The 15,195-nt window shown below is 71.5% G+C and carries 12 protein-coding genes; 5 read left to right on the top strand and 7 right to left on the bottom strand.

Features of this window, described 5'->3' with window-relative positions; all coding sequences use genetic code 11:
- Nucleotides 1-109 precede the first annotated feature (109 nt).
- Nucleotides 110-748: a hypothetical protein gene (locus ACIPQB_RS06090; protein ID WP_446484321.1), complete on the top strand. Its 639-nt coding sequence runs from the start codon at nucleotides 110-112 to the stop codon at nucleotides 746-748.
- Nucleotides 749-755: 7 nt separating this feature from the next.
- On the opposite strand, the gene ACIPQB_RS06085 is transcribed toward ACIPQB_RS06090, so the two are convergent.
- On the bottom strand, nucleotides 756-1,160 hold the full coding sequence (locus tag ACIPQB_RS06085) for a rhodanese-like domain-containing protein (protein ID WP_446484320.1): 405 nt from the start codon (nucleotides 1,158-1,160) through the stop codon (nucleotides 756-758).
- Between the two features lie 87 nt (nucleotides 1,161-1,247).
- On the opposite strand from ACIPQB_RS06085, the gene ftrA reads away from it, so the two are divergent.
- Nucleotides 1,248-2,237, top strand: coding sequence for a transcriptional regulator FtrA (gene ftrA / locus ACIPQB_RS06080; protein ID WP_446484319.1), 990 nt, complete (start codon nucleotides 1,248-1,250; stop codon nucleotides 2,235-2,237).
- 48 nt (nucleotides 2,238-2,285) lie between these two features.
- Nucleotides 2,286-2,909 carry a TetR/AcrR family transcriptional regulator gene (locus tag ACIPQB_RS06075; protein ID WP_446484318.1) on the top strand — a complete coding sequence of 208 codons (624 nt, stop codon included), beginning with the start codon at nucleotides 2,286-2,288 and terminating at the stop codon, nucleotides 2,907-2,909.
- On the opposite strand, the gene ACIPQB_RS06070 is transcribed toward ACIPQB_RS06075, so the two are convergent.
- Nucleotides 2,906-3,346, bottom strand: coding sequence for an Lrp/AsnC family transcriptional regulator (locus ACIPQB_RS06070; protein WP_446484317.1), 441 nt, complete (start codon nucleotides 3,344-3,346; stop codon nucleotides 2,906-2,908). The genes ACIPQB_RS06075 and ACIPQB_RS06070 overlap by 4 nt on opposite strands.
- Before the next feature lie 125 nt (nucleotides 3,347-3,471).
- Between ACIPQB_RS06070 and ACIPQB_RS06065 the strand changes: the two genes are divergently transcribed.
- Nucleotides 3,472-4,374 (top strand): DMT family transporter, encoded by a 903-nt coding sequence (locus tag ACIPQB_RS06065; RefSeq protein ID WP_446484316.1) that lies wholly within the window; start codon nucleotides 3,472-3,474, stop codon nucleotides 4,372-4,374.
- Here the strand turns inward: ACIPQB_RS06065 and ACIPQB_RS06060 are convergent.
- On the bottom strand, nucleotides 4,365-4,772 hold the full coding sequence (locus tag ACIPQB_RS06060; RefSeq protein WP_446484315.1) for a hypothetical protein: 408 nt from the start codon (nucleotides 4,770-4,772) through the stop codon (nucleotides 4,365-4,367). The genes ACIPQB_RS06065 and ACIPQB_RS06060 overlap by 10 nt on opposite strands.
- A 210-nt stretch (nucleotides 4,773-4,982) precedes the next feature.
- On the opposite strand from ACIPQB_RS06060, the gene ACIPQB_RS06055 reads away from it, so the two are divergent.
- A complete protein-coding gene (locus ACIPQB_RS06055; RefSeq protein WP_446484314.1) occupies nucleotides 4,983-6,443 on the top strand; it encodes a PAS domain S-box protein in 1,461 nt (486 codons plus the stop codon).
- 188 nt (nucleotides 6,444-6,631) lie between these two features.
- On the opposite strand, the gene ACIPQB_RS06050 is transcribed toward ACIPQB_RS06055, so the two are convergent.
- From ACIPQB_RS06050 to ACIPQB_RS06035, 4 genes are read right to left on the bottom strand one after another with little or no spacing between them, the layout of a single operon-like run.
- Complete coding sequence (locus ACIPQB_RS06050; protein WP_446484313.1) at nucleotides 6,632-8,707, bottom strand: alpha-L-fucosidase; 2,076 nt, start codon at nucleotides 8,705-8,707, stop codon at nucleotides 6,632-6,634.
- Between the two features lie 34 nt (nucleotides 8,708-8,741).
- Complete coding sequence (locus ACIPQB_RS06045; RefSeq protein WP_446484312.1) at nucleotides 8,742-11,078, bottom strand: GH92 family glycosyl hydrolase; 2,337 nt, start codon at nucleotides 11,076-11,078, stop codon at nucleotides 8,742-8,744.
- Entirely contained in the window at nucleotides 11,075-12,535 is a 1,461-nt protein-coding gene (locus ACIPQB_RS06040; protein ID WP_446484311.1) for a glycoside hydrolase family 125 protein, read from the bottom strand. Before ACIPQB_RS06040 ends, ACIPQB_RS06045 begins: the two co-directional genes overlap by 4 nt.
- On the bottom strand, nucleotides 12,532-15,141 hold the full coding sequence (locus ACIPQB_RS06035; protein ID WP_446484310.1) for a glycoside hydrolase family 3 C-terminal domain-containing protein: 2,610 nt from the start codon (nucleotides 15,139-15,141) through the stop codon (nucleotides 12,532-12,534). The genes ACIPQB_RS06040 and ACIPQB_RS06035 overlap by 4 nt, the downstream gene beginning before the upstream one ends.
- Between the last annotated feature and the right edge of the window lie 54 nt (nucleotides 15,142-15,195).

The following is a 15,195-nucleotide window of genomic DNA, read 5'->3' as shown; positions in this document are numbered from 1 at the left end:
GCCAATGGCGCGGCCGCGGCCCCTCGGCTCAGTCCCAGGCTGTGCTTGCGGACGTTGCAATCACGACGGCCCTGGGGCAAGCTGCCGGCTTGGCTGAGGGGGACGCGCAATGCAGGTCAATCGCAAGGCCTTCGAGGGCGACAACTACATCAAGCCCAGCGGCGAACTCAGCAAGGCAGAATATGTCAGCTGGGTCGGCAATCCGTTCCTGACCAAGCGAACCCGGCAATATATCCGCGACGTCTATGCCGGCCGGGACTCGTTCAACAACGGCAAGAACAACTTCGCCCTGCGCGTGCCGATCACCCGCAAGCGCACCTCGAACAAGTTCTATCGCAAGATGGACCAGGCCGAGCACAACAAGATCGCCGCCGACGGCGTGCTGGGCGCGGCGCTGAAGTACAACAACACCTTGCACTACCGGGTCTGGATGTCGACCTCCCTGCCCATGGTCCGGCAGTTCTACAACGCCAATGCGCCGGGCGGGAACGTCATCGTCGAAATGACCTTCGACGCCGACCTGATCCAGGCCCTGGCCCTGTCCTGCAAGCCGCACCAGAACCCCGGCGTGCAGAGCGATCCGACCGTGATCGCCGTCCACCGCGAGGACTTCGCCCATTACGGCGTGGTTGACGACGCCGAGCTGATCGAGGTCCGCGACAACCTGTTCGACTATAATCTGGGCGTCTGCCTGGAGAAGCGGAAGGCGGTCGAGGACCGGCTGACGGCCTGGCGGGTGGTGGTCTGAGGACCGGCTAGGCCAGGCGGTCCGACGCCTCCAGCGCGAAGCCCTCGTCGAGCCAGCCGGTGACGCCGCCGGCCATGATCTTCACCGGCCGTCCCAGCCGGGCCAGACGCACGGCGGCGCGGGCCGCGCCGTTGCAGTGCGGGCCGGCGCAATAGGTCACGAACAGGGTGTCGGGGGCGTAGGCCGCCAGCTTGCCGGCGATGATCTTGCCATGCGGCAGGCTGACCGCGCCGGGCACGTGCCCCTGGTCGAACAGCGCGTGGCTGCGGGCGTCGATCAGCACGAAGTCCGGGTCGCCGGCCGCCAGGGTGGCCTGGACGTCCGAGCAGTCGGTCTCGAACCGGAACTCGTCCTCGAAATGGGCGAGCGCCTGGTCGGCGGGGGCGGCGGGAACGGCGGTGACATTGGACATGGCGGGCTCCAGAAGTCTGACGGCCTGGGGAATGCGCCCGGCGCGGCGTTGCCGCCAGTGGCGGATTTGCCTATCATCGTCAGGATCATGCCAAAGCCCTTTTCACCGCCTTCGCCAAAGGTCGCCGTGCTGGTCTATGACGGCCTGTGCACCTTCGAATACGGCATCGCCGTCGAGGTGTTCGGCCTGCCGCGGCCGGAGCTCGGGCCCGGCTGGTACCGGCTGGCGACCTGCGCGGTCGAGCCCGGGCCGATGCGGGCCTGCGGCGGCCTGCGGGTCGAGGCCGACCACGGACTGGAGGGCCTGGACGACGCCGGCCTGGTCATCGTCCCCGGCTGGAAAGGCCCCGACGTCCTCCCGCCGGCGCCGCTGGTCGAGGCGCTGCGGCGGGCCCACGCCCGCGGCGCGCGGCTGATGTCGATCTGTTCGGGCGTCTTCGTGCTGGCCGCCGCCGGGCTGCTGGCCGGCCGGCGGGCCACCACCCACTGGCGCTACGCCGAGCGGCTGACGGCCGCCTATCCCGACATCGTCTTCGATCCCGACGTGCTCTATGTCGACGAGGGCCAGGTGCTGACCTCGGCCGGCAGCGCCGCGGGCCTGGACCTGGCCCTGCACCTGGTCCGCCGCGACCATGGGCCGAAGATCGCCAACCATGTCGCCCGCCGGCTGGTCCTGCCGGCCCACCGCAACGGCGGCCAGCGGCAATATGTCGAACGGCCGGTGGCGTCCGAGCGCTCGCGGCTGTCGGAGCTGCTGGACGCCATGCGCGGCCGGCTCGACCATCCCTGGACGATCGGCGAGCTGGCCCGGCGGGCGGCGATGAGCGAGCGGACCTTCAACCGCCGCTTCATCGAGGCGACCGGATCGGCCCCCGGGGCCTGGCTGGCGTCGGTCCGGATCGACCGGGCCCGCGAGTTGCTGGAAGCGGGCGACCTGTCGATCGAGGATGTCGCCCGGCGCAGCGGGTTCGGCAGCCCGGCCACCCTGCGCCACCATTTCCGCCGCCAGCTGGGCGTCAGCCCGACCGACTATCGCGACCGGTTCGGCCTCCAGGCCCGCGCGGCCGGACTGGCCTAGCGCATCTGGAGGCCTATACAGGGCGTACAGCAGACCGCGCGAGGCCCGATGGCGACCCGTCCCTATGTCAGCGCCGTCCGCAGCGCCGCCGCCGACGCCAAGCGCGAGCATGTGGTCGCCACCGCCGTGGAGCTCCTGCGCCGCGAACCGATCGCGGCCTTTTCGCTGGAGACCGTGGCCCGCGCGGCGGGGGTGACCCGGCTGACCCTCTATAACCAGTTCGGCTCGCGCCGCGGGCTGCTGGAGGCGGCTTTCGACCATATCGCCGCGCGGGGCCAGCTGGGGCGCATCCCGGCCGCCCTGGCCGATCCGTCGCCGCGCCAGGGCTTGCAGGCCCTGGTCGGGATCTTCTGCGACTTCTGGGGTGGCGACCTGGCGGTGCAGGGCCTGCATGACGCCATGACCACCGATCCGGAGTTCGCCCAGGCCCTGGGGGCGCGCAACGATCGCCGCCGCCGGACCCTGGCCGCCCTGGTCGAGCGTCTCGCGCCCGGCGACGCGTGGAGCGCCCGGCGGGCCGAAACCGTCGACCTGCTGTTCGCCCTGACCAGCTATCCGATGTTCCGCCTGCTGCGCGACGGCCCCTCGGCGACCGACCCCCGCCGTTTGGTCCAGCAGGCCTGCGACGACGCCCTGGACCGGCTCGAGCGCGAGGCGGCGGGGTCTTCCTAAAGCGGCGGCAGCCGGCGTGCGACCGGGGTGGACTTGATGATGGCGGTGCTGGTCTCGGCCTTGTCGGTGATCCGGTCGAGGATCTGGTCGAGATGCTCGATCGAGCGCAGGCACAGGCGGGCGATGAAGCAGTCGTCGCCGGTGACTTTGTCGCACTCGATGAACTCCGGAATCTCCTCGATCAGCGCCCGCACCACGTGCAGCCGGCCCGGCAGCGGCTTGATCCGCACGATGGCCTGCAGGCTGTAGCCGAGCAGGCGGGGGTCGACCTCGACGGTGAAGGCGCGGATCACGCCGCGCTCCTCCAGCCGCCGCAGCCGCTCGGCGACGCTGGGCGAGGACAGCGACACCTGCTGGGCCAGGGCCTTGAGCGAAAGCCGAGCGTCGCGGGCCAGGGCTTCGATGATCTTATGATCTACGGCGTCGAGGGCTTCCATGGATACATCCCTATCGCGTTCCGCCTAATATATGAAGGCAAATTGGCCGACACGCCTCATCCTATCCATATCATCCAGGCGCCCGGCCGCTATGATCTTCGCCAAGGTTTCGGCAGGAGACGAGCATGACGACGCAGACCCGGGGCGCGATGGAGATGGTGCTCGCCATGACGGTGTCGGGCACCATCGGCTGGTTCGTGGTGATCTCGGGCCAGCCGGTGCTGGACGTGGTGTTCTGGCGCTGCCTGTTTGGCGCGATCACCCTTCTGGCGGTCTGCGGCGCCCGGGGCATGCTGCGGCGCGACGCCCTGACGGGGCGCCAGCTCGGCCTGGCCGCCCTGGGCGGGGCGGCGGTGGTGCTCAACTGGCTGCTGCTGTTCGGGGCCTATTCGCGGGCGACGATCTCGATCGCCACCACCGTCTACAACACCCAGCCGTTCATCCTGGTCGCCCTGGGCGCGGCGTTCCTGGGCGAGCGCCCGGCCGCCAGCAAGCTGGGTTGGCTGGCCATCGCCTTTGTCGGCGTGTTGCTGCTGGTCCAGGCCAGGCCCGGCGGCGCGCCGTCGCCCGGCTATCTGCTCGGGATCGCCATGGCCCTGGGCGCGGCGTTCTTCTACGCCCTGGCCGCCTTCGTCGCCAAGCGGCTGACCGGCGTGCCGCCGATCCTGCTGGTGCTGGTCCAGGTCTGGGTCGGCCTGCTGATGCTGGCCCCGTTCGCCCACCTGCCGCCGCCGCGCTTCGCCAGCGGCGCGACCTGGCCGGCCTTGATCACCCTGGGCGTCGTCCACACCGGCCTGGTGTTCGTGCTGCTCTATGGCGCGATCCAGAAGCTGCCGACGGCCGTGGCCGGAGCCCTGTCGTTCACCTATCCGCTGGTCGCCATCCTGGTCGACATCGTCGCCTTCGGCCACCGGCCCCAGGCCCTGCAGATCCTGGGCGGCGGCGCCGTCCTGCTGGCGGCGGCCGGGACCACCCTGGGCTGGCCGCTGGTCTGGCGGCGGTCTGCGCCGGCTGCGGATCAGGCGTAACGCGCCGTCACCATGCCGATCGCCGTCAGGGCCAGCAGGATCGCCGCCAGCCGGTGGCCCAGGGCCAGCCGCGCGCGGGCCGGGTTGTCGTCGGCTGGGTTCTTCCCCAGCGCCGCCAGCGCCCGTCCGACGATCACCGCCTGCAGGCCCGCGGCCAGCAGGGCGCAGAGCGCCGCGACTTCCAGCACCCGCTCGGCGGGGCCGCCGGCTCCCTCGTGATGCAGGCCGAACCACAGATAGGCGCCCGACAGCACGGCCAGGGCGGCGGCCCCCATCTGCGGCCGGAACAGCGGTCCGGCCAGGCCTCCGCCGGTCCGCGCCAGGGTGAAGGTGGTTCCCGCCCAAAAGATCGCGGCGAGCACATGAATCGACAGGGCCAGGATGATCGCCCACGGCATCGGACAGCTCCCTGATGGCGGCCTCCAGCGGCCGCGGCAATTTGAATATACTGTCTGTTTATCTAAATTCAACAGCGGACCTTCGCCGACGATCGCGGCCGCGAAGGCGCACCTAAATTTCTTCGGATCTGAACCGGCTTTGCTGTTGAGGCGTTAAGATTCAGACCTAGATTGTCGGCTGACCGACATCGCTTTCGGGGCAGCGCTTTCATGGACGACACGGCTGATCGGGCGGCGTTGGACGTGTCTCAGGGCGTGTCTCGACTGGAAAATCCCTTCCGCGCCCTCCGTGACGTCCTGTCCCGCAGCGGACCCAGCGACCGCCAGGTGTTGGACGCCCTGGCCGCCGCCGTCTATGTCACCGACGCCGCGGGCCGGATCACCTATTACAACGAGGCGGCCGCGGCCCTGTGGGGGCATCGGCCGACCCTGGGCCACGACCAGTGGTGCGGGTCGTGGAAGCTGTTCTGGCCCGACGGCCGCCCCCTGCCCCACGACCAGTGCCCGATGGCGATGACCCTGAAGGAAGGCCGGCCGATCCGCGGCGTGGAGGCGATCGCCGAACGCCCGGACGGGACCCGCGCGCCCTTCATTCCCTATCCGACGCCCCTCTACGACTCGGCTGGACGCCTGACCGGGGCCGTCAACATGCTGATCGACATCAGCGACCGTCGCGACACCGAACGCGCCGCCCAGCAGCTCAGCGCCATTGTCGAGTCGGCCGAGGACGCCATCCTGGCCAAGGACCTCAATGGCGTCATCACCAGCTGGAACGCCGGGGCCCAGCGCCTGTTCGGCTACACGGCCGACGAGACCATCGGCAAGCCGGTCACCCTGCTCATTCCCCCCGACCGGCTCGATGAGGAACCAAAGATCCTTGGCCGCATCCGGGCCGGCGAGCGCATGGAGCACTTCGACACCGTGCGCCGTCGCAAGGACGGCAGCCTGGTCGATATCGAGCTGACCATCTCGCCGATCCGCGACCGCATGGGCCGCATCGTCGGCGCCTCCAAGATCGCCCGCGACATCACCGAGCGGCGCCAGGCCCAGGCCCAGCAGCGCCTGCTGCTGCGGGAGATGGACCACCGGGTCAAGAACCTGTTCACCATCGCCAGCAGCGTGGTCGCGCTCAGCGCCCGCTCGGCCAAGAGCGTCGCCGATCTGGGCGCGGCGGTGCAGGAGCGCCTGTCGGCCATGGCCCGCGCCCACGCCCTGACCCTGCCGGCGCTGCTCGACGGCGAGCCGTCGATCGACCGCTCGACGACCCTGCACGCCCTGATCGGCGCCATCGCCGCGCCCTATGACGACGACCGTTCGCAAGGCGCGCGGATCACCGTCTCAGGGGCGGACGCGCCGATCACCGGCCAGGCCATCACCAGCTTCGCCCTGCTGCTGCACGAGTTCGCGACCAACGCCGCCAAATATGGCGCGCTCTCGACCCCCGACGGAAGGGTCGAAATCGCGTGCGCCAAGGACGGCGAGCTGTTCAGCCTGGTCTGGACCGAGCACGGCGGCCCGCTCCTCCATGATCAGACGATCAACGAAGGCTTCGGCAGCCAGCTGGCCCGCCTGACCGTCACCGGCCAACTGGCCGGCCAGTTCTCCCGCCACTGGCGGCCGGAAGGCCTGGTCATCCAGATGTCGGTGCGGCGGGAACGTCTCGCCGGCTAGGAATGCGTTTGCTGGCCGAGTTGATCCATATCCAAAATCCGCTCATCCCGGCGAATGCCGGGACCCAGATGGAATGGCTTTGAGGCCGACGCCAAGAGCGCTGAGCCCTTCCAATCATCCTCACCGCTATAGGATCTGGGTCCCGGCATTCGCCGGGATGAGCGGGAATAGGAGCGCGATCCTGCCCCTCACCGCGCGCCGGTGATCACCCCCAGCTCGGCGAAGGCGACGAAGGCCTCGCCGCCGGCGGCGCGGGTGATCTCCAGCTTCAGATAGCGGCCGTCGCGCGGTTCGAAGCGCACCCGCTGGGGGGCCAGGCTGGCGGCGATGTTGGCGAACTCGCCCTCGCCGGCCGGCGTCCAGGCGCCGTCGTCGCCGCGGGTGGCGACCCGATAGCCGGCCGGCGCGCCCGCCCCCTGCGGCCGGTCCCAGGCCGGCAGCAGTGTGAAGCCGGACAGCCGCCGCACCCGGCCCAGATCGAGCACCACGACGGAGGGGCTCGGCGCCCGCCAGACCGAGCCGCGGTCGTCGTCGATCAGCGCCTCCGCGCCCGGGGCGCTGGCCTCAGCGATCCGCCAGTCGGACTTGCGCACGTCGAACGCGACCTGGGCCGGCCCGCTGGCCACGCCGCTGGCCGGCTCGATGGCCATGGCCCGCACCACCCCGCCCTCGGGCAGCGGGAACGGCGCGGTGAACCGCGTCGAGCCGCGGTTCGGCGCCGTTCCGTCGAGCGTGTAGCGCAGCTCCAGCCCCGGGGCGTCGCCGATGATCGACACCAGCCCCTGCAGGTCGCGCTTGATGGCCGGCGGATCGACCAGCACCGGCTGGCGGAACAGGCTGATCTCGCTGATCGCCGGACCGGCCGGGGCGTCCAGCACCCGCAGCCGCAGCTTGCGGGTCGTCACCGGCGCGGCCAGCCGCACCAGGCGCTGGGAGCCGATGCCCTGGTGCTCGGCGATCTGGCGCCAGCCGCCGTCCCAGACGTCGAGGGCGAAGCGGCCGACCCGCAGGCCCAGCGGCAGGTGCTCGCGCAGGCGCACCACGTCGAAGGTCCGCGCCGCCGGCAGGGTCAGCACCAGCTCCGGCGCGGCGACGCCGTCGTCGCAGGCCCAGTAGGTGTCGCGGACGCCGTCCAGCACCTGGGCGGCGGCATGGCCGGGCCGGGCGTTGCTGGCCTGCGCGTGAGCGCCGGCCGCCAGGTCCTTGGCGAACAGCGCCTGGCGGGCCGCGCCCCAGGCGGCCAGGGCCGCGACGTCGGGGTCGGCGATGCGGCCGCGACGGTCCGGCGGCAGGTTGAGCAGCAGGTTGGTCCCCCGCCCGACCGACTCGAAATAGATCTTCTGCAGCCGGCCCGGCGACTTGACGTCGCCGTCCTCATAGGCGTGCCAGAACCAGCCGGGGCGGATCGAGACGTCGACCTCGGCCGGCCACCAGACCGAACCGCCGCGCACGCCGCTCTGGCCCTTGGCCTCGGTATAGGGCCCCTCGTCCATCGTCGCCCAGCAGGGGTCGCCGGCATAGCCCTCCTCGGTGCCCACCCAGCGCAGGTCCGCGCCCTTGGGGTCGAAGGTCACCGCCATCGGCTGCAGCTCGTGGACGTAGGCGACGATCGACGGCCAGTTGTAGTAGTTGGGGCCGATCTTGCGCACCTCGCGGGCCCCGCCGTAATAGCCGTCGCCGCCATTGGCCCCGTCGAACCACACCTCGAACAACGGGCCGTACTGGGTCAGCAGTTCGCGCAGCTGGTTGCGGTAATAGGTGACGTATTCCGGCCGTCCGTAATCGGCGTGGTTGCGGTCCCAGGGCGACAGGTAGAGGCCGAACTTCAGGCCGCCGCGGGCGCAGGCCTGGGCCATCTCGGCGACGATGTCGCCCTTGCCGTCCTTGTACGGACTGTTCTTGATGCTGTGCTCGGTGAACCGGCTGGGCCACAGGCAGAAGCCGTCGTGGTGCTTGGCGGTCAGGATCAGGGCCTTGAGCCCGCCGGCCTTGGCGGCGGCGACGATCTGGTCGGCGCTGAAGTCGGTGGGATTGAACAGGGCCGGCGACTCGTCGCCATAGCCCCACTCGCGGTCGGTGAAGGTGTTGATCGAGAAGTGCACGAAGCCGTAGGTCTCCAGCCGGTGCCAGGCCAGCTGCCGGGCCGAGGGCGTGGCCCCGAAGGGCGCCGGACCGGCGGCGGCGGCCAGGCTCACCCCCGGCAGGGCGGAGGCGGCGGCGCCGGCGAGGATCAGGCGGCGGGACGGCGACAGGTCGGGACGCATGGGACGGCTCCGGTCAGGGATGGTCAATGGAGGCTCACGCGAACAGCGGCGCCGAGGGCGGCCGGGCCTGGCGGGCCGTGCCAAAGGCCAGGTTGGGCTTGTCGCCCATCTGGAACACCAGCCGTCCGCCCTTGGCCAGTTCGGCATGGGCGATCCAGCTCTGGTCGTGGGGCTTGCCGTTCCAGGTGACCGACTGGATGTAGAACCGGTCCGGCCCGACGCCACGGGCCTCGATCACCAGCTCGCGCCCGCCGCCGACCGCCACCCGGGCCTTGGGAAACAGCGGCGAGCCGAACACATAGGCCCCGCCGACCGGATCGACCGCATAGAGACCCAGCGCGCTGATCACGTACCAGGCGCTCATCTGGCCGCAGTCCTCGTTGCCGGACAGGCCGTCGGGTTTGGCCTGGTACTGGCCCTTGAGCAGCATCCGCACCTGGGCCTGGGTCTTATGGTGGGCGCCGCAATAGGCGTAGAGATAGGCCACGTGGTGGCAGGGCTCGTTGCCGTGGGCGTACTGGCCGACCAGGCCGGCGATGTCGGGCGGCGAGCCGGGCGGCATCTCCGAACTGGCGGTGAACAGCCCGTCGAGCTTGGCCTCGAACGGCTTGTCGCCGCCGAACAGCGCCATGTAGCCGTAGAGGTCGTGCTGGGTCAGGAAGGTGGCCTGCCAGGCGTTGGCCTCGGTGAAGTCGCGCCACTTGTCCATGTGGCTGATGGCGCGCGGCTCGAACGGCGTCACCCAGGACCCGTCGGCGTTGCGCGGCCGCATGAAGGTGGTCGAGGCGTCGAACTGATGGCGATAGTTGCGCGACCGCTCCAGCAGGGCGCGGGCGTCGTCCTTGGCCCCCGCCGCCCAGGCCAGGTGGGCCATGGCCCAGTCGTCATAGGCGTATTCCAGGGTGCGGCTGGCGCCTTCCTCGACCTGGTCGACCGGGATGAAGCCCAGCCGCTTGTACCAGTCCAGGCCCAGCACGTCGTCGTCGAAGGCCCGCTTGCGGAACGCCTTCCAGGTCCGCACCCAGTCGATGCCGGCCACGCCCTTGGCGTGGGCCTCGGCCAGCACCACCGCCGAATGCCAGCCGTTCATGGTGCCGGTCTCGATCCCCTGCAGCGGCCAGACCGACGGGCCGCGCGGGCTCTGCTCGGCCATCGGCACGAGCCCCGCCACCACGTCGGCGGCCCGCTCCGGCTGGGCCAGGGTCAGCAGCGGATGCAGGGCGCGATAGGTGTCCCACAGCGAATAGGTGCTGTAGTTGCGCCGGCCTTCGGCGACCGTATGGACCTGCTGGTCCATGCCGCGATAGCGGCCGTCGACGTCGCTGAACAGGGTCGGCGCCAGGAAGCTGTGATAGAGGCCGGTATAGAAGATCGTCGCATCGGTGTCGGACGCGCCGTCGATGCGGATCGACGACAGCGCCTTCTCCCAGGCCGCCCGGGCCTGGCCGTGCACGGCGTCGAAGTCCCAGCCGGGGACCTCGGCCCGCAGATTGGCCAGGGCGCCGTCGATGTCGACCGCCGACAGCCCGACCTTGACCACCAGCGGCGCGGCGCCGGCGTCGTCATAGTGCAGGGCGCATTTGAGATGCTCGCCCCGGGCCTCCCGCGCGCCCGCGGCCAGCGGCTGGTCGTCGCCGTAGAGCTGGGCGGTCGTGAACGGCCGCGACACCTGCAGGGCGAAGTGGATCACCCGTCCCGGCGCCCACTGGAACACCTGGCGCGAGCCGACCAGGGTGTCGTCGCCGACCAGGCGCAGGACGGCGTTCTTGACCCGCGTCGCCGGGGCCTTTTCCCACCAATCCTTCTGGCCGTGCTGCAGGTCGATCAGCAGGTGGCCGGCCTCGCCCTTGGGAAAACTGTAGCGGTGCACCCCGACCCGGTCGGTCGCCGTCAGCTCGGCGTCGATGCGGGTGTCGGTCAGGCGGACGCGGTAGTAGCCGGGCGAGGCCGTCTCGGTCGCCCGGTCGTAGCGGGAGCGGTAGCCGTCGTCCGGATGGCCCGGCTCGCCCGGGGTCAGCAGCACCGGGCCGGTGGCTGGCGTGACCAGCACGTCCAGCAGGTCGGCGCAGCCGGTGCCGCTGAGATGGGTGTGCGAGAAGCCCATGATCGAGCCGTCCTGCTGGTGATAGCCCGAGCAGGAGTCCCAGCCGTTGTTGCTGGTGTCGGGGCTGAGCTGGACCATGCCGAACGGCGTCGTCGCGCCGGGATAGGTGTGGCCGTGGCCGCCCGTGCCGATGAACGGGTCGACGTGGTCGCACAACGACCGGCGCGGCTTGGCGCCCGCCGGACCGGCGGCGGCTAGGCCGGCCAGGCCGGCGCCGACCAGCAGGCGGCGGCGGTCGATGGGCAGGACGTCGGTACGCTTACTCATGCCTTGGCTCCAAGGGGTCTGGCCAGCAGGGCCGGCCGGCGGGCGGCGATCTCGACGATCAGCTCGCCAAACAGGGTGTTGGCCCAGGCGAACCAGTCGCGGGTGAACCTGGCCGGGTCGTCCTTGTGGAAGGCCTCGTGGATGAAGCCCTTGCCGGCGTGGGTGGCTTTCAGGGTCCGCAGGCAGGCCAGCACCCGGCCGTCGTCGCCGTCGGCCAGGGCGTTGAGCGCCCGCATGATGATCGACATCGGCCAGATCATGTCGAGGCCGGCGTGCGGCCCGCCGATCCCCTCGGCCGCCGAGCCCTGGAAGAAGTACGGATTGCGCCCGCTCCAGGCCAGCTCGACCGTACGGCGGAACACCGGGTCGTCGTGCGGCACGCAGCCCAGATAGGCCAGGCTGCACAGGCCCGGGGCGTTGGCGTCGTCCATGAACAGCGCATTGCCGAAGCCGTCGACCTCGTAGGCCCAGACCGGCTCGTCGTCGAGGTCGCGGGTCTGGCCGTAGGCCTTCAGGGCCGTGGTCAGCTCGTCGGCGAAGGCGGCGCAGTCGGCGGCGAAGGCCGGGTCAGCCATCACTTCGGTGGCCAGTTCCGACAGCTGCCGCAGGCTGGCGGCGGCGAACAGGTTGGACGGCACCAGGAACGGATAGACGCAGGCGTCGTCGGAGGGGCGGAACATCGAGTGGATCAGGCCGACCTTGCGGGTCGGGGCGCCGCGGCCGTCCAGCATCAGGGTCTCGGTCGCCGCGGTGGCCGGGCGCTCGAATCTGTAGGGCCCGGGGCCGGTCTTGCGCTGCTGCTCGCGGAAGGTCCGCACCACCAGGGCCATGGCCGCCCGCCACTCGGCGTCGAACGGGACCGGGTCGCGGGTCGCCCGCCAGTAGCCGTGGGCCAGGCGGATCGGATAGCAGAGGCTGTCGACCTCCCACTTGCGCTCGCCGACGCCGGGCCGCATCTCGGTGACGTCCTCCTGCGACCACTTCAGGTTCGTGCGCGCCTTGGGGTCGCGCATATAGGCGTTGGCGTAGGGGTCGATCAGGATGCAGCGAGCCTGGCGGCCGATCACGCCGCGGAACAGGGCCTGCAGGTCCGGGGCCTGCGCGGCCAGCGGCAGGTAGGGCCAGACCTGGGCCGAGGAGTCCCGCAGCCACATGCAGTCGATGTCGCCGGTGATCACGAAGGCGTCGCGCTTGCCGTCGACCTCGCCCAGCGTGACCGTGGTGTCGAGGGTGTTGGGAAAGCAGTTCTCGAACAGCCAAGCCAGCTCGGGATCGGCGATCTGGGCCTTGACCCGGGTGATCAGGGCCTCGACCGACGGGCTGCTGAAGCGGCGCTCGGCCGCCGGGGGACGGCGCGAGACGAAGGGCGCGGCCTTGGCCGCGGCGACGGCGGGCGCGGCCAGGGCGGCCGCGGCGCCGGCCAGCAGGGCCTGGCGGCGAGACAGGGATCGGCTCATCGCGGCAACTCCTGGGTTCCTTCGATGGTGAAGCTGGCTTCGCGCCCCGGCGCCTGGCCCGGCTGGCCGCCGCCGACGAACAGGGTGTAGCGGCCAGGGACCACGGCCCGGACGCCTGCGCGGTCGACCTGCGACAGGTCGCGCGGCGTCAGGGTGAAGCGGACCTTGCGGCGCTCGCCCGGCTGCAGCGCCACCCGGTCGAAGCCGACCAGGGCGCGCAGCAGGACGCGCTCGCCCGCGCCGCGCGAGACCGGACCCGCCGGCCTGGGCGGGACCAGATAGGCCTGCACCACCTCGTCGCCGGCCCGGTCGCCGACATTGCCGACCTCGGCCTCGACGACCAGGTCCTGGCCGGCCTTCAGCGTCGCCGCCGACAGGCCGGGCGCGCCGTAGTCGAAGCGCGTGTAGCTGAGGCCGTAGCCGAACGGATAGACCGGCTGGCCTTCGAAATAGCGGTAGGTGCGGCCCTTCATGGCGTAGTCGACCAGCGGCGGCAGGTCCTTGGCCGAGCGGTAGAAGGTCACCGGCAGCCGGCCGGCGGGGTTGTTGCGTCCCGCCAGGGTCTCGGCGAGGGCCACGCCGCCCGACTGGCCCGGATACCAGGCCGCCAGGATGGCGTCGGCATGGGTCTTGGCCCAGTCCAGCTCGACCGCGCCGCCGGCGGTCAGCACCACCACCAGCGGCTTGCCGGTGGCGGCCAGGGCCTCCAGCAGGCGGCGCTGCGGGGCCGGCAGGGCGATGTCGGTGCGGTCGCCGCCGTCGAAGCCCGGCACGGCGATCGACAGCGCCTCGCCCTCGACCTCCGGCGACAGCCCGACCACGGCCACGACCACGTCGGCCTGGCGAGCGGCCTTGACGGCCTCGGCGATCTGCGGCGCGGCCGGGGCCCGCCATTGCAGGCGCACGCCCTGGTCCTGCCCGGTGTGCGACAGCTCCAGGCGGATGCGGCGCGGCCGGGTGTCGGCGAAGGTCAGCGCCGCCTCGACCGCCTTGCCCGAGCCGTCGTCATCGACCACCAGTTTGCCGTCGACCCACAGCCGCACCGGGTCGTGGCCCTTACAGTCGAAGCAGCGGGCGACGCCGACGACCAGGGCGTACTGACCGGGGCCGGGCGGGACCAGCACGCCGGTCCAGCGCACGCCGTAGCGGGCCGGATCGAGCCCGGGCACGGGCGCGGCGCGGTCCCAGTCGAAATTGATCACCCGGTCGGTGCGGGTCAGCCGCGGCGCGCCGCTTAAGGCCGGGTCGTCGAAATAGGCCCCGGTCAGGCCCTGGGCCGCGCCGGCGCCGGTCCCGGTGCGCAGGGCGGTCTCCGGCACGGCGATCGGCACCCCCTCGGCGACGGCCGAGCCCTGGGCGTAGCCGACCTTGGCCGCGCTCCACTGGGCCCGCAGGCCCTGCAGCGGCGTGACCGGGTCGAGGGCGGTCCCGTGGTAGTTGGCCTCCAGCACCTCAAGCGCGTCGGCGTCGGGCCCGATCACCGCGATCCTGGCGGTCGGGGCCAGCGGCAGGCGATTGCCCGCGTTCTTCAGCAGCACGATCGACTTGCGCGCCGCCTCCAGGGCCAGGGCCTTGTGGGCGGGCGAATTGACGTCGCCGGCGCCGAGGCCGGCATAGGGATCGGTCGCCGGGTCGGGGGCCAGCAGCGCGCCCAAGGCGGCGCGGGCCTCGAACAATCGCACCAGCGAACGGTCGAGCACGCTTTCCTCGACCTCACCGCGGGCCACGGCGACCGGCAGCTTGGCGTAGGCGTCGCCGCAGTTGAGATCGTCGCCGGCCTTCAGCGCCGCGGCCGAGGAAGCGGCGTTGTCGACGCGGAAGTAGTGGAACTGGGTCATGTCGTCGACGGCGTCGCAGTCGGAGACCACGAAGCCCTTGAACCCCCAGTCGCGGCGCAGGGTCTGGTCCAGCAGCAGCGGCGAGGCGCAGGCCGGGAAGCCGTGGATGGCGTTGTAGGCGCACATCACCGAGCGCGCCCCGCCCTCGACCACCGCCTGGCGGAAGGCCGGCAGGTAGGTGGCTTCCAGGTCCTGCGGCGAGACGTCGACGTCGAAACCGTGGCGGCCGGCCTCGGGTCCGGAATGGACCGCAAAGTGCTTGGGCGTGGCGATGGCGCGGGGATGGGCCGGATCGGGACCCTGGATCCCGCGCACGAAGGCCGCACCCAGGGCGCCGGTCAGGTGCGGGTCCTCGCCATAGGTCTCCTGGCCGCGGCCCCAGCGCGGATCGCGATAGATGTTGATGTTCGGCGACCAGATGGTCAGCCCCTCATAGCGGCCCGGGTCGCGGGCCCCGACGGCGTTGAACTTGGCGCGGGCCTCGACCGACACCGCCTCGCCGACCTGGCCCATCAGGGCCTTGTCCCAGGCGGCGGCCAGGCCGATGGCCTGCGGGAACACCGTAGCGGGACCGTTGCGGGCCAGGCCGTGCAGGCCCTCGCTCCACCACTCGTAGCCGCGGATCCCCAGGCGCGGGATCGGCGGCGCGGCGCTCTGCAGCTGGGCGGCCTTCTCCTCCAGGGTCAGGCGCGAGACCAGCGCCGCCGGGAGCTCGGGCCCGACGGGCTCGGCGGCGTGAGCAGCGGTGGCCAGGGCCAGGACCGCCACTAGTGCATTCGCCGTCCCAATTGCCCCCCACTTCCGCTCATCCCGGCGAATGCC

The organism is Caulobacter sp. LARHSG274 (assembly GCF_052871235.1).
Note: the sequence above shows the minus strand (reverse complement) of the source record. Positions and strands in the feature narration are given on the sequence as shown.